The organism is Halobacillus salinus (assembly GCF_004684905.1).
Classification (GTDB): Bacteria; Bacillota; Bacilli; order Bacillales; family Halobacillaceae; genus Halobacillus; species Halobacillus salinus.
Genome location: NZ_SRJC01000001.1, coordinates 1411660 through 1425479 on the forward strand (window position 1 = coordinate 1411660; position 13820 = coordinate 1425479).

Below are 13820 nucleotides of genomic sequence, written 5' to 3' on the forward strand. Positions count from 1 at the left end.
TTATTCTAAACAGATGTTAGGGTATAGTATTTCTAAAAATTACGAATGAGGTGTCACTATGTTACAAATCATTGCTTGGATCGCTTTGTCGATTGGAATCCTTTCATCTATTATCATTACCATCGATGTCATCAGACATCCTCAGATGATGACGATCATGAATATCGTCTGGCCAATCAACGGTTGGTTTTTCGGACCATTCGCTTTATGGACCTATTTCAAATGGGGAAGATTAAAAGCTAAAGACAACCAGAAAGAAGATACACGAGGAAGACCTGAAAAAGTGTTCGTATCTACTAGCCACTGCTCTGCAGGATGTTCTTTCGGAGATGCTGTCGGCGTGCCGATTGTTGCCATCACAGGACTTGCCATTGCAGGTTCCACTCTATTTGCTCATTATGTAGTAGAATTTGTGCTAGCATACGTATTCGGGGTATTGTTTCAATTCTATGCGATTTACCCAATGAACAAAGAAGCAGGCGCAGCCAATGCCATTAAATCTGCAATCAAAGCTGATTCCCTATCACTGATAGCATTTGAAGTGGGGATGTTCGGTTGGATGGCACTTGTCCATTTTGTTTTCTTCGCTGAGCCACCTAAACCGACAGAAGCAACCTACTGGTTCATGATGCAGATTGCCATGATCCTTGGTTTCTTGACAAGTTATCCGGCAAACTGGCTTCTAGTGAGAAAAGGTATAAAAGAGGAAATGTAAGTGATGTAGGGTATAGTCTGGTCTCGCCAAGGCTATACCCCTTTTGCTGTTACACAACAAAGCCTTTGCAATTCATACAAAGGACTCTCTAAAATAAATAATACGAACGCCTCTCGGACATTTCAGAGAGGATGACAAAGGAAAATGACCGTTACAAGCTCGATCTATTACATTTTTCAGGATACAATAGTTGAAAATGTCAGAGAGAAGCGTCTTCTTTAACCTATTGAACGCTCTTATAAGGAGAATGGTCACAGAGGATGTTCTTATCTGACTTTTTAATTGATGAGATGGCCTGAAATGTAACCAACCATTGTAAAAGGAGGCAAGGTGATGAATCCATGGGATGCCACCCACCCAACCACCATTAGCCAAGCAAAAGAGAAACTCAAGCAATTCAAGGACCTCGAACCTCACCACATAGAACTGATCGGAACTGGATTCGATCATACGGTTTATGCAGTAAACCATCAATATGCTTTCCGCTTCCCTCGGAGGAAAATGGGATATGAAGCGATGCTTACAGAAAGCAATGTTTTGCATCAACTTGTCAACTGCAATCTGCCTATCCCCATTCCACAGCCTGTCTATTCAGGTCAAGCCTCACAAGATGACTTCCCATTTGTTGGGTTTACCCTTCTTGAAGGCAACGTTCTAACAGATGAAGACGACACAGCATTAGTTTCGAAAGAAGGAAAACGACTCGGCCAATTTCTGAAGCATTTACACAGTCTCAACGTAACAGCACCCCCTGACCACCTAAACCGACTTTCTATTAAAGTTAGAAAACCGAAATTAATCCATGCTCTCCAACACGTTCAATCGTTCCTTCCGAAGGCTGTTTCCAATCAACTTAATTGTTTCCTTACCAATATAACAACATCTTCTAATCCTAAAGGGACTACCTTCGTTCACGGTGACTTTCACCCTAAGAACGTCGTGGTAAAGAATGGATTCATTTCCGGAATAATTGATTGGGGAGATGCTCACATCGGACACCCTGCCATTGACCTTGCTTTTATATTTATGGCAATTCCAGGTGAAAATCGTGAAGATTTCTTTAATGAATATGGAGCTATTGATAAGCAAACCGAAGAGATGGCTAGATTCCGAGCCTTGTTCACATCTGTTATGCTGCTTCAATATGCCACCGACATGGATGATGACAATGTGAAACGTTGGGCATTAGTTGGAATAGAGAATGCATTAGAATGAAACCCTCCCCCAACTTCCCAACATTACGTTCCATACCAAGAGAAAACATTTGTTTCGAGACTCGATATATCTTATGATAGGAAGAGTCTATATTTTGCACGAAGAGAGGAATGAGCCATGGCCACTGGTAGAATCAAACAGCCATATATCATACGCCGTGTACTTGCATCCGACCCCGGAAGGAAAAGGTTGTTTCAGTCCGGCAAAGCAACACTCAGTTTAATTACATCTGTCTTCATAAGCCAATTGATTCTGAACCTTCTAGGCCAACCCGCCCTGCTTCCTTCTATTATTTCTGGAATGGCCGGCATGATGGGGATCATGGTGGTAATGGATGATACAAAAAAGAAAAAGCAAATTACTACTCTTCTACTGGGATTAGCCGCAGCTTCAGGAGTCACTGTCGGTTCATTACTGGCATCAGAAGCAGTACTCGTCTCGGCACTCATGGTGCTTGTGATCTTCTCAAGCTTTTACTTCTCTAGATTCGGTAGCCGCTACTTTTCTCTTGGGATGATCAGCTTTTTCACTGTATATTTGTCCTCGTTTCTCAAGCTATCTCCCGATCAGTTTCCTTGGTTTTATTTGACGATCATGATCGGTATCACCTCAGCCTATCTATACAACTTCGTTTTATTCCGAGATTCCGTTCAAACGTTAAGAAGAAGCATGAATTCCTTCCACAAACAAGCGAACCTGACCTTCCAGCTTCTTATGGAAGTGATTGAAGATCAAGAATACAAAGAATCACGAAGAAAAACGGTATTGTATAATGTGAAAAAATTGAGAGAGTACGCCAATCACGTTTCAACAGATGTAAACGCCAATGATATAAGAGAAATTTGGCCGGGCCTTAGCCCACGTCAACTCAAGTTGTATGTCTTTGATACATCCATGCTTGTCGCAACGCTTGCTGACAGCTTAACTCAGTTGAAACAAGACCATGCATTTGAAATGAAGGAAATACGAATTATCCTGGTCAAGTTAATAAGAATCCTACAGCAATCTGAAGTGCTGAACCCGAAGTATGCGAAACAGGACCTTGAAGAGGCGAAACTTGTAGTACAGGATTTACAGAAGCGAACTCGTGCTTATTTTGACAGACAGGAAGCACCGGAGGGATGGCAATATCTGATTCTCCGTATCGAAGCGATGGCGGACCACGTTACAGAAGGTGCCTTAGGTATTCAGATGTCTCTTCAATCGAAGGCAGAAGTCGAACCTGAAGCTGAAAAAGAGGAAAATTCCGAAGCAAATGAAGAAGAGAATCAACCAGGATTGAAACCTACTACAAAAAAAGCGATCCAATCTATCATTGCTGGTGCTATCGCAATTGTGGTCGGCTACATTATATCCCCCATTCAGCCGTACTGGGTCGTTTTGACAACATTCATTGTTCAGCTCGGAACAGAAACAGTCGGGAAAACGTACTTAAAGGGATTTGAACGATCCCTAGGTACGGTAATCGGTGCGATCATCGGCTTCGGCCTCGCACAGATGGTTTCAGGTCAACCTGTTCTAGAAGTGACCCTCATCTTCACTTTCATCTTTTTTGCATTCTATTTGTTTACGGTATCCTACACGATTATGAGCTTGTTCATCACGATGTTGATTGCGTTTATGTACGACCTCATGCTTGGTGGTATCAGCTATCAGCTGCTTGGAGCACGTGTTATCGATACCATTGCCGGAGCAGCAATTGCCCTCGGCGTGTCAGCATTCATCTTTCCTACGAAAACGATGGACAAAGTTTCGGATGCTTTCGTCGATTATTTGAATGAACTAGAAAGTTATGTAACTGCCTATCTGAGCAGCTTCCAACAAAAAGAAGAAGTGAAAAATCTGGCGGAGTATGGATTTCGTTTGGATGAGAAGCTCCAATCGATCGAAGAAGCAGCCAAACCCATTTTACAGGGGCCAGGTGGCAAGAAGTATTCCGGTCTACCCCGTCGAGTGACAGTATTCACAGCAATCAACTACTACGCTAAGCACCTTGTCGCTTCGTCTTACCAAAAACATGTCATTGAATCAGAGGAAATGAAGGATCTTTTAGAAGAACTGGAGCAGGTGTTTACGCACAACCTCCAAGTCTTAAAGAGTATCCTTGAACACGATGATCAAGAGATGGAATGGAAGGGTTTAAAGGAAATTCGTTCAAAGATTGAATATTTGGCACCAAAACCAAATGAAAGTCAAGTGGACCTTATCCACCACCTTTATTATATTTGGAAAATGAACGAAGCCTTCCGTCTACTTGTTGAGAAGGAACGACAGGAATTACGTTAAAAAACAAACAGACTCTAGAGGAGCCAACGCCTCTAGAGTCTGTTTTTTATTAGGATTAACTTGAGTTCAGGACTTCCTACCTTTAGATGCCTGCCCAAACATCCTTCGCGAAGCGCCCTTGTTCTTGCAATTCATCTAACCATTGCGATGCCTCGTCTTCACTCTTATTGTACTGATCAGCAAAAGCACGTTTCAACGTGCCTTCCACCTCTGGAGCCATCTTACTTCCATCTCCACAAATGTAGAGATGTCCACCTTGGTCTAATAATGCAATCAAAGATTCGGATTCTTGATGCATAAGTTGTTGAACATACGTCTTCTCTGTTCCATCTTTACGCGAGAAAGCGGTATGGAGTGTGACAATCCCTTCTCGTTCGTAATGCTTCATTTCTTCTTGATAAAGGAAGTCGCACTCGTTGCGGCAACCGAAGTAAAGGTGTGCTTCTCCTACGGTATCCCCGCTCTGTTTCATTACACTACGCGCTTGTAAGAAACCTCGGAAAGGAGCGATTCCTGTCCCCGGACCTACCATAACAATCGGAGTTTGCGGGTCTTCGGGTAACTGGAAGTTCGTTTCCGGTGTACGTATGAACATCAAGATCTCCTGCCCCTGCTGTTGGTCAACTAAATAATTGGATGCAACCCCTTCATAGTCTCCTAAACCACTCCAAGCAGGTCCCTGGACGACAGCGACGGTAATCGTTGCTTTATCTGGGCTCACTTTAGGAGAACTTGAAATGGAATAATACCTCGGCTTAAGGGCTGGTAGTAATTCAAGGAATTTCTCAAACGGCATTTCGCATGCTTCATATCTTTCTAGTAAATCTAGCATGGATAGACGCTTATTCAACACTTCTGCCTGATACACCCCTTCTTCCAGCAATGCTTCTAGTTCCACTTTATGCGGTGGGCATACCGTATAAGCAGCAAGCTCTCTGATTTGAGCTCGGGTAGCTGCGTTTTGCACCTCTACACTATAGGTCAACAAGTCTCCTAAACTGACAGGCCGGTCCATAGGTAAGTGAGGAGTACTTCTTCCGCTTGCTGTCAGCATCACATGATCATTCTCATTCAATGAGAATCGGTTCAAGATCCGATCGACATTATTCCTACTGTTCGCAGGAAGCACCCCTAAATGATCTCCTTCTTGATAACTGACCCCTTCAGGCAGTGAGACTTCTACATGTCTAGTACTTCTTCCACTATCAGATGACTGCAATTCTTTGTTCTCAATAACTGTCGCATGAACCGCTTCATAGGAACGCGCAAGTGGAGAGCCTCCGAACCCTTTGACGAATTCAAGGCTCAGTGTACTCTTCTCTTTTTCTACGCTCTCATCCACTTTCAAACCGAAGTGATCGATCGCATCGTGCCACATCGCTTCTTTCCATTGATCAAGCTTCTCCTCGAAATCACCGCTCACATCACCTTCTCCTCGTTTCGTAAAGCGGGTTGCTCCTTTTGCTTCGAGCTGCTCATCAATCCACCTTGGTACGTTCTGGTACGTGCTTGCCCAGTTGTGATCCCCGCATCCGAACACGGCATACTCGACACCCTCCAGTTCATCCGCCTTCAATTCTTCCAGCCACTGAACGAATTGCCCTGCGTTACTTGGCGGCTTGCCGTTGTAGGAAGACGTTACAATCAAAACGGCTCCTTCTTTAGGAAGCGTACCAATCTGGTCATTCAGAGCGGCTACATTTGTTTTAACACCGTGGAGAGCCGCAGTGTCAGCTAGTTCTCGAGCGACGCCTTCCGCAGTGCCCATATCTGAGCCATACAATACGAGTAGCGGGCGATCATTCAACCCTTGTATTGAGGCAGGTTGTGCATCTTTTTCCACTCCCCCTTGTTGATTTTCTTCAGGAGTGGAAGTTGTGAACTGAAAGCTTTGTCTAGGCTTCACCTGAATCGTAAAGTCTCCTGGCTTAAGCGTTAAAGTCTGCTTCACATCAAGCTCATACTGTTTGTGGTCAATGAATTCAAAGTGCTTAAACAACATCCCGAGTACTAGTGTCGCCTCATGCAGAGCAAACTGCATTCCTATACATGCGCGCTGCCCATTTCCGAATGGTTTATAAGTATGATGTGGCACTTGATCCGGATCTTCAAAGCGCTCCGGACGGAATTCTTCTGCATCTTCACCCCAAGCATTTTTGTCCCTATGGAGTTGTGGAATGAGGACCGTTAATTTTTCGCCTTTTTCAACCGGATACTCTCCTCCGATGATCGTATCCTCTTTGGAGTATAAACTGAACGCTGGAGCGGTCGGCCATAGACGCAAGGCTTCATTCAATATCATACGAACGTATTTTAAGTTCAACACTTCCTTATAAGTAGGTGTTGAGCCCGTGAAGACTTCATCTACCTCCTCATAAGCTTTTTGCATTTTTTCAGGATTTTTCATTAAGTAATACAAGGCGAATGATAGTAACCCACTAGTAGTTTCATGTCCTGCAATCAGGAATGTAATAATTTGATAACGAATATTCTCATCATCCAGTTTCTCCCCTGTTTCGGGATCCTTCACGTTTAACATCCGGGCAAGTAAGTCATTATCCACTGGTTTTTCTTCCGCTTTTCGCTCAGCAATAATCCGGTCGACAAGACTATACATCACTTGAATATCATGATTGAACTGTCTCTTCGTTCGAATCATTAATTTATCCTGGACATCTAACCGTTGCAGCTGATGCATCGCTTCATCCAAAGCCCTTACCATGCTTTTAATGAAAGGGTGCGGCACTTCACGGTAATAACTATTGAAACGGTAGTTAAAACCGCATAGTCCAATGGTGTCTAATGTCAGTCTTGTCATGTCTTCCGGCACATCAACGACCTCATTAGGGTTCAGCCGCTCCCATTTCTGGACAAGCTGACTTCCAATATCAACCATCATGTCATGATAATCTTTCATCGCCCGTTGGCTGAAAGTAGGCATCAAGATATTGTGGGCTTTCTGCCAGTTCTTTTCATGTGTCCAACTGGTAAAGAGTCCATCTCCACCAAAGGCGCGAACTTTCTGCAGGGCCCCTTCAATACTTTTATCAAAGCGTGACTCATCACATACTTCCTGGACTAACTCATGACCAGAAACCATCGTGGCGGTCCCACTAGGTGTTTGGAGTTTGAAGATATCTCCATATTCTTCAGCCATTTCAATGAAGGAAAGGATCGGTTTATCCTTGTCGATCAACGGTACGTTTCCTAATGGCCCATATGTTTTTGGTTGTGGGATACTTTTTGTTTCACTCATACTCCGTCATCCTTTCGTTAACCTTATTCGTCTTTTAAAAGCTGTACGGTTTTATCAAGCTGTTTTGTAAAATATATGACTTCTTCTTTCGTAAAGTGGTTTTCAAGCAACTGGTCTAACTTGCTGTAGACCACGTCTTCTGCTTTGTCTAATAGGTTCATACCCTTTTCTGTAAGGGATATCGACTTTTTTCTCATATCTTCCCCAGGCTGGATTACAACCAAGCCGTCCGCTTCTAGTTTCTTTATCCGGTTGGAGATCGCTGTCTTGAATACCCCTTGTGTCGATGCAATAGTATTCTGTGAGATATTGGGGTTTTCTCTTATGATCCTAAGCGTCTCTAATTGCTGTTGGGAATAGCCTTTCAGCGCTTCTTCTTCTGCCATTACTCTAACAATGTAATCATTGATGACCCACATTGCCTCCCTGAACTTGGCGAATGACGTACGCAATTCTTCAGACATTAGTACACCTCCTGTACTATTTGTTTAATCGTACATGATATGTACTATTCGTACAAGAATCGTATGTACTAGGATGTTTGAAAAGTTTAACAATTCCAGCATTGAGAATACCTGAACAGAATACAAAAATTAGGAGGTATTACTTATGTCAGATAACAACCAAGGATAGAGTGGCGAAAACCGTTCGGAGGAAACCAACAAAGAATACGGGCGTCAAGGAAAGTATGCTAAGGGGATCAAGAAGAATAGTGAATAGGATGACAAATAGAAAAGCACCCTGGTCGGGTGCTTTTCTACATTCACGTCAACTGAAACTCTGTTCTGATCGCTTCCGCAACCTCATCAGCTTCTAGGTGAGTATTATCTATTTTAAGGTAGTTTTTACGCTCTATTTCTCCATCTTCTGAACTCAACCGTAATTCGTCCAGAGAAGATAACAGTCGCTTCTCCGACTGCTCTACATTCCTTTTGGAGGGTTTCTGCTCTAAGCGATTTGGTGTTTTATTGCGGCGAAGTCTTTCCTCCAATTCCGCTTCAAGCTCTACAAAATACACCTCTCCTCCGTTCGATTCGAAAATGCCTGCAATGTCATCTACCATTTTCCAGTCTTCCTTTTGATTGAAGGCCCAGACAAAGGTGAAAATCATTCCATCATTCTCCGACTTTGAAAAAGCTTCGAATATTTCTTTTCTCATCGAATTTGATAGACGCCACATCTCATCACTGAATCCGAATAAAGGTGCCAACAACTCTATCGTCATGTGATTGTGGAAGAGCTTTAATCCCGTCGTCTTTTCTAATGCTTGCCCTACTGTCATCTTTCCTACTGCTTGTGGTCCGAATAATAAAACGAGCTTCATTACTGATCCCTCTTATAAAGTTGCTCCTCCATTTTAAAGTATTCATACCTTGTTACTTGTTCGTTATGTACAATAAATTTGTGCCTGATGACTGAAGGTTCTTGTAATACGTTCGGCAAGTAATACGGAATCATCCCTCCAACACCAGGATTCCTCTCTTCCAACAACCAGGATTTCCTCTTCCATTCCAAGATTCCTTCGTCAACTTTCAGAGGTGTTGGATAATGAAAATCATCTGGGAGGCATACGAAGTAAATATACATTCCATCAGCGTATTTTTCTTCGACTTCCCATTCTACAATTCCTTTGTAAATGAATTCCGATGGATCGATGGTTATACCTGTTTCCTCTTCCACCTCGCGGATAACACATTGTGTTCTGTCTTCCTCTTCCTCCATTTTACCGCCAACTCCATTCCACAAACCACGACCGGGAGCACGATTCCGGTTCAACATTAATAATTTGTCTTCTTTCATTAGAAAACACAATGTTTGGCTGTACACTCGGCAAACCTCCTCATCTTAATCTATTTAAAACTCCTCTATGAACGGAAGGGTATGGTCACTTAAGCACCGTTCAATTCTGTCTCTAAAATTGTGAAACGTAACCATTTCCAAGGCTTGATCAACTGGAAAAAAACCGACCTCCAAACTTTCAGGGGAAGTGGTCAACTCTCCTCCTATCGGTCTGGCTAAGAAGAGGGTATTACAAATGGATGCGTCGACATTTTGATAGATTCCGCAGAATTTAAGCACTTCAATCTCAATCCCTGACTCTTCCCTCGTTTCCCTGATTGCAGCATTCGTTAATGATTCTCCCTCTTCCACCTGACCACCTGGCATTTCCCAGCCTCTTCTCGGTCCCTTTATTAACAATATTTCTCTCTTTTCATTCAACACAACTGTTGCAGCAGACATAATATGCTTTGGTGGTTTATAATCCAACTTTCCCTCTCCTTCCTTGCATCATCTAGTCTCTATAGACATAGTTTCAAATAATACTTGTTTCACATCTCGCAGATCGTAAACGACGAAGTCCGCTTGTACCATTTCCTCTTCCTTAGCAAAATCAAAATGGCAGCCGATTGCTAGTAATGCATTCTCTTTCGCTGCCTTGATATCAGACAACCGATCTCCCACAACAGCACCGCTCGTGATGGCATGTTTTTTCAAGATTTCGCAAACTAAGTCCGACTTATGTGGAGATGCAATCTGTTCTATACTAAAGGTCTCTGTCACCCACCGATCGAGCTTATAGTGCTGGACAATGGCATGCAAATATTTTCTTAGTCCATTACTAGCTATGTAAATGGAAAATTGATTTTCAACCAAGAATTCCATTGCATCCTCGACACCAGGATACAATGCGCCGCTTCCAGCATGAATGTTCTCCACTAACCTCTCCAAGAAATATGCATCCACTACTCTTTTTAACTCATCAGAATGTGCTGGTAGTAATGTATCCCATACTTCCGGTAATGGAACACCCATGATTTCACGATACTGCTCGATTGGTGTCGTTCCTTCCCATTCGCCTTTTGACCTCATTAGTTGAAATGTATCTTCCAATGCTAATTCTAGTATTTTCTCTGTTTGGAACAGCGTCCCGTCCATATCAAATATGACAGCCTGTGACATTATGACACTCCTCTTACTTTTCATTTCTAATTAAGCTTCTATATCCATCCATTCCGAGCGATGCTTCTGTACGAATTCAATATCTTCTAAATAATGTTCTTTATGACCTTCCTCGATCATCTTTTGAAACGCAGAATCTCCTTCTAGCGCTTTTCGTTCCATTGTCCTACACAAAGCTTCTAAACGAAGCACGACCATATCCATAACATCCGAGCCCAGATTCCTACCATACGATTGCATGAAAAGCTTTACTCTTTTTCTCACAACAGAGCCATCTCGTTCTGAGTCATAATAAATCGCTTGACCATCTTCGGAGTGATAAAGCCGGCTCAAAGGTACACATGTATAAAGGGCATAGGCAATGTCCCAAAGCCTTGGTCCAGGTCCAGCCAAATCAAAATCAATAATTCCAACAGGACTTTGATTATGAAAGATAAGGTTATAGATGGCAAAATCGTTATGACAGATTACTTCGTATGGAGCTGGTGTGAGGTCGATCGTCTCCCAGGTTTCATCAAATGGGAAATCACTAACAGCTTCGTGGTACTGTCGTAAAATCACAGCAATCTTATGTAGAGCATCTTCCGACCACATATAAGACGGAAGCGGATAGTTACCTGCTACGCCTTCAATATATGATAAGACTTCTCTGCCATGCTCATCGATTCCTAGAAACTTAGGAGCGAAAGGAAAGCGCTTTTTCTCTAGGTGTTGTAATAGTTGATGAACCTTGTCACTGTCTGGTTTCATTTCACGAAAGACCTTATTTCCTTTTCGGAATACATTCGATACATTACCTCCGGACAACTTCTCCTCTTTTTCGTAACCTTCCATTTCTTACTTCCTCTCCTTGCAAAAAACTCAAACGAAGCGAGCCATCAGTACATTATCAGCATATCTTCCATCGTTCCATCTAATTTGGTCACGCTCACGTCCTTCCTCTTCGAAGCCGTGATTTAAATATAACTGCATCGCCCTCTCGTTCGTCGAGAGGACGCCCAGGCATACCTTTTCTAAACCATTTTGTTGATTCGCCCACTTCATTAAGTGTACGAGTAGGCGAGAGCCGAGCTTTGTGTTACGGTATCCTTTTAAAACGCCCATCTCAAGAGTGCCTGTATGCTTCATACGATTCAAATTCGCTCTCCTGAATATCAAATAAGCCACTACTTGTCCTTTGATTTCCGCTAAGAAGACTCCCCCTCCCCGCTCTTCTACATCCTCCAAACTTTTTCTCTGGTTATCGAGGCTTCTATCAAACTCGTCCGGTTCGCTGAGGAAGAATTCATCTTCCTGAACAAGCATTTTCCTAATATGTAAAATAGCAGCTACATCTTTACCGTCTGCGGTTCTGATCATCCCCAAAGTCCTTCCTCTACAAAGCTGTATGGTATTCTATGAGTCATGGTTCACAAGTTTCTTATTATCTAAATGCTCCCCTCTCATTCCATCATAAAAAGGGAACTTTTCTTCCAGAACCTTTTCCAGAGACTTATCATGCGACTTCAATTTCTCTAAATATAGGTTTGAGAAAGCTACTCTCTCTTGAACTTCCTCTATCTCATTCGTGGTCGTACCATGACCAGGTACTTGTATTCGAACAGTATGCTTATGTAAAATGTCTTCTACTTTGTTGATGGTATGCTGGTAGTCAGATAAACTACTATAAATAAACGGAAACTCAACATCAGACAAGTAATCACCCGAAAGGAAGATCCCGTGAGGTTCCACTAACGTAAATAAACCATCTTCTGTATGCCCCGGAGCTAGGTAAAACTTCAAGGAAGCATCACCGACATCCAAAGTCTGCCCATCTTCACATACGATGATATCAACAGCTGGGTAGTGTGGTTCATAGCTTCTATCTAGGTAATGAGCTTGATCAAATTGATAAACTTCTTCCATTATCCTCTCTTTATCAGACCGATTCTTCAACGACTCAGTAGCAATAACAGTGGCATCAGGGAATGCTCCTGAACCTATAATATGATCAAAATCGCTATGTGTATAGATGATATAGAGATGCCTATCCCCTTTAACACTGTAAACATACCGCTGAATACGGTCGATTTCCTCTGGAAGCCAGTTCGGGTCTACTGCTATGATGGACTGCGCTGTTTGAATGACGGATGAGGTCGTTTTGTATAGGGCACTTTGAAACACTTGTAGGTACTTATCCTTGTATTGAATCAACTCTTTCCACTCCCTTTATGAAATCTTGGTTTCGTAAAGAACGCACCAAGGGCCATAAAGAACATAGCTGTTAATAAACCAACCGCATCTTGATTGAAGAAAATGGCCACAGGGATAGACACACTTCCGAGCCCAAAGCACAATTTCACCATGTAAACATCTCCTTTAAATAGATAATCATAATGATGGCGGATGATCAGACAGCATGTTCGCTAGAATCACATACACCAATAGACTGACTGGTAAAAATATAAACAGAAGCCTGACCATAAAGGAGGAGACTCCCAAATACTCTGCAATTCCACCACAAACCCCTGCTATCGAACGATCATGATGCGATTTCCTCAGTTTTTTTTGCATCCTACAGACTCCTATCCTGAATATTCATCTCGCTTTCTCCTCATTACATGAACGACTAGTAAGACTCCCCCAATCGGACTCCCCCAAGCCAGCATCATGCCAAGAACCATCATGATTACGGCTGATGCAGTCATATAAAACACCTACCTTCCATCATGAAAAGAGGCTATCCCTATACGGTGGAATAGCCTTTCAACTAGAACACTCTGGTCCTATCTGCGACTAGCCTTTTGTGCAAAGAAGTATTTCAAACCATAATAAAGAACCCAAAACATAATTAAAATGATAAACGAAAAATAGCGGTGTTCCGTAGGCAGAAAAAAGTAGGTAAGTAACGCGACGAGTAGAAAAGGCGGCATGAGTATCCAGTATAGCTTTTCTTGACTCAATGAATCAGTTCCTCCTTCTTATTTCCTACTTAACTATTTTCTTTATAAAGTGGGAAAATCCCTGCTTTCTACATTTTATGTTCCTTGAGATTGCAGTAGGTGCTAAAAGCCTCCCATATGACCTCCACCGCGAACATATTCTTTAGCGTTCGCTCTCTCATAGGTCTTTTCACTGCTTTTCTCGACCTCTGTGAGACGTATAGGGGCCGAATATTTTTTCTTGGAGTCTTTCACTTTAGAGTAGACAATGACGCAGACAGCCGTACTGACCCCTATTAAAGGAAAAATCACGTTTACATCCCCCTTCCTTATCATTAACTAGTTACATTTCAGTTTATCACACTTTTCCAATAATTATAAAAACTAGAAAAGCCCAGCGAACACTCGCTACATATATATTTTTCAATACAAAAAAAGAGCGCGAGTCTCCATAGACCGCGCCCTC

The 13820-nt window shown here is 42.5% G+C and carries 16 protein-coding genes; 3 read left to right on the forward strand and 13 right to left on the reverse strand.

All coding sequences use genetic code 11. The features are described 5' to 3' along the window. Window positions 1-58 precede the first annotated feature (58 nt). The 3 genes from E4663_RS07700 (at window position 59) to E4663_RS07710 (ending at window position 4216) form a co-directional block, all read left to right on the forward strand. The gene (locus E4663_RS07700; RefSeq protein WP_079480254.1) at window positions 59-715 is read left to right on the forward strand and encodes a DUF4396 domain-containing protein; all 657 of its coding nucleotides are present in this window, start codon (window positions 59-61) and stop codon (window positions 713-715) included. Between the two features lie 333 nt (window positions 716-1048). Next, window positions 1049-1930 (forward strand): phosphotransferase, encoded by an 882-nt coding sequence (locus E4663_RS07705; RefSeq protein WP_135327158.1) that lies wholly within the window; start codon window positions 1049-1051, stop codon window positions 1928-1930. A gap of 117 nt (window positions 1931-2047) precedes the next feature. After that, window positions 2048-4216 carry an FUSC family protein gene (locus E4663_RS07710; protein ID WP_135327159.1) on the forward strand — a complete coding sequence of 723 codons (2169 nt, stop codon included), beginning with the start codon at window positions 2048-2050 and terminating at the stop codon, window positions 4214-4216. A gap of 82 nt (window positions 4217-4298) precedes the next feature. Here E4663_RS07710 and E4663_RS07715 read toward each other — a convergent pair whose 3' ends face one another. The 13 genes from E4663_RS07715 to E4663_RS07765 all read right to left on the reverse strand — a co-directional run bounded on the left by E4663_RS07715 (window position 4299) and on the right by E4663_RS07765 (window position 13666). Continuing rightward, window positions 4299-7472, reverse strand: a complete 3174-nt coding sequence (locus E4663_RS07715) for a bifunctional cytochrome P450/NADPH--P450 reductase (protein WP_135327160.1) — start codon at window positions 7470-7472, stop codon at window positions 4299-4301. A gap of 23 nt (window positions 7473-7495) precedes the next feature. After that, complete coding sequence (locus E4663_RS07720; protein WP_135327161.1) at window positions 7496-7936, reverse strand: MarR family winged helix-turn-helix transcriptional regulator; 441 nt, start codon at window positions 7934-7936, stop codon at window positions 7496-7498. A gap of 299 nt (window positions 7937-8235) precedes the next feature. Next, window positions 8236-8796 carry a DEAD/DEAH box helicase family protein gene (locus E4663_RS07725; RefSeq protein ID WP_135327162.1) on the reverse strand — a complete coding sequence of 187 codons (561 nt, stop codon included), beginning with the start codon at window positions 8794-8796 and terminating at the stop codon, window positions 8236-8238. Beyond that, window positions 8796-9299 carry an NUDIX hydrolase gene (locus E4663_RS07730; RefSeq protein ID WP_135327163.1) on the reverse strand — a complete coding sequence of 168 codons (504 nt, stop codon included), beginning with the start codon at window positions 9297-9299 and terminating at the stop codon, window positions 8796-8798. Before E4663_RS07730 ends, E4663_RS07725 begins: the two co-directional genes overlap by 1 nt. Window positions 9300-9326: 27 nt before the next feature. Beyond that, window positions 9327-9713 carry an NUDIX hydrolase gene (locus E4663_RS07735; RefSeq protein ID WP_135327588.1) on the reverse strand — a complete coding sequence of 129 codons (387 nt, stop codon included), beginning with the start codon at window positions 9711-9713 and terminating at the stop codon, window positions 9327-9329. 48 nt (window positions 9714-9761) lie between these two features. Further along, on the reverse strand, window positions 9762-10433 hold the full coding sequence (locus E4663_RS07740) for an HAD family hydrolase (protein WP_135327164.1): 672 nt from the start codon (window positions 10431-10433) through the stop codon (window positions 9762-9764). A 30-nt stretch (window positions 10434-10463) separates the two neighbouring features. Beyond that, entirely contained in the window at window positions 10464-11267 is an 804-nt protein-coding gene (locus E4663_RS07745) for a phosphotransferase (RefSeq protein WP_135327165.1), read from the reverse strand. A gap of 27 nt (window positions 11268-11294) precedes the next feature. Further along, window positions 11295-11792: a GNAT family N-acetyltransferase gene (locus E4663_RS07750; protein ID WP_135327166.1), complete on the reverse strand. Its 498-nt coding sequence runs from the start codon at window positions 11790-11792 to the stop codon at window positions 11295-11297. A gap of 36 nt (window positions 11793-11828) precedes the next feature. Then, a complete protein-coding gene (locus E4663_RS07755) occupies window positions 11829-12626 on the reverse strand; it encodes an MBL fold metallo-hydrolase (RefSeq protein ID WP_135327167.1) in 798 nt (265 codons plus the stop codon). Then, window positions 12623-12778: a hypothetical protein gene (locus tag E4663_RS19755; RefSeq protein WP_158290449.1), complete on the reverse strand. Its 156-nt coding sequence runs from the start codon at window positions 12776-12778 to the stop codon at window positions 12623-12625. The genes E4663_RS07755 and E4663_RS19755 overlap by 4 nt, the downstream gene beginning before the upstream one ends. A gap of 25 nt (window positions 12779-12803) precedes the next feature. Then, on the reverse strand, window positions 12804-12986 hold the full coding sequence (locus tag E4663_RS07760; RefSeq protein WP_079480263.1) for a PspC domain-containing protein: 183 nt from the start codon (window positions 12984-12986) through the stop codon (window positions 12804-12806). Between the two features lie 11 nt (window positions 12987-12997). Then, the gene (locus tag E4663_RS20245; protein ID WP_277752103.1) at window positions 12998-13120 is read right to left on the reverse strand and encodes a hypothetical protein; all 123 of its coding nucleotides are present in this window, start codon (window positions 13118-13120) and stop codon (window positions 12998-13000) included. 357 nt (window positions 13121-13477) lie between these two features. Beyond that, window positions 13478-13666, reverse strand: coding sequence for a hypothetical protein (locus E4663_RS07765; RefSeq protein ID WP_135327168.1), 189 nt, complete (start codon window positions 13664-13666; stop codon window positions 13478-13480). Window positions 13667-13820: the final 154 nt, after the last annotated feature.

Bases quoted from the DNA above. Each gene is read 5' to 3' on its own strand.
- E4663_RS07700 (WP_079480254.1), top strand. From the start codon at position 59: ATGTTACAAATCATTGCTTGGATCGCTTTGTCGATTGGAATCCTTTCA.
- E4663_RS07705 (WP_135327158.1), top strand. From the start codon at position 1,049: ATGAATCCATGGGATGCCACCCACCCAACCACCATTAGCCAAGCAAAA.
- E4663_RS07710 (WP_135327159.1), top strand. From the start codon at position 2,048: ATGGCCACTGGTAGAATCAAACAGCCATATATCATACGCCGTGTACTT.
- E4663_RS07715 (WP_135327160.1), bottom strand. From the start codon at position 7,472: ATGAGTGAAACAAAAAGTATCCCACAACCAAAAACATATGGGCCATTA.
- E4663_RS07720 (WP_135327161.1), bottom strand. From the start codon at position 7,936: ATGTCTGAAGAATTGCGTACGTCATTCGCCAAGTTCAGGGAGGCAATG.
- E4663_RS07725 (WP_135327162.1), bottom strand. From the start codon at position 8,796: ATGAAGCTCGTTTTATTATTCGGACCACAAGCAGTAGGAAAGATGACA.
- E4663_RS07735 (WP_135327588.1), bottom strand. From the start codon at position 9,713: ATGTCTGCTGCAACAGTTGTGTTGAATGAAAAGAGAGAAATATTGTTA.
- E4663_RS07740 (WP_135327164.1), bottom strand. From the start codon at position 10,433: ATGTCACAGGCTGTCATATTTGATATGGACGGGACGCTGTTCCAAACA.
- E4663_RS07745 (WP_135327165.1), bottom strand. From the start codon at position 11,267: ATGGAAGGTTACGAAAAAGAGGAGAAGTTGTCCGGAGGTAATGTATCG.
- E4663_RS07750 (WP_135327166.1), bottom strand. From the start codon at position 11,792: ATGATCAGAACCGCAGACGGTAAAGATGTAGCTGCTATTTTACATATT.
- E4663_RS19755 (WP_158290449.1), bottom strand. From the start codon at position 12,778: ATGGTGAAATTGTGCTTTGGGCTCGGAAGTGTGTCTATCCCTGTGGCC.
- E4663_RS07760 (WP_079480263.1), bottom strand. From the start codon at position 12,986: ATGCAAAAAAAACTGAGGAAATCGCATCATGATCGTTCGATAGCAGGG.
- E4663_RS20245 (WP_277752103.1), bottom strand. From the start codon at position 13,120: ATGACTGCATCAGCCGTAATCATGATGGTTCTTGGCATGATGCTGGCT.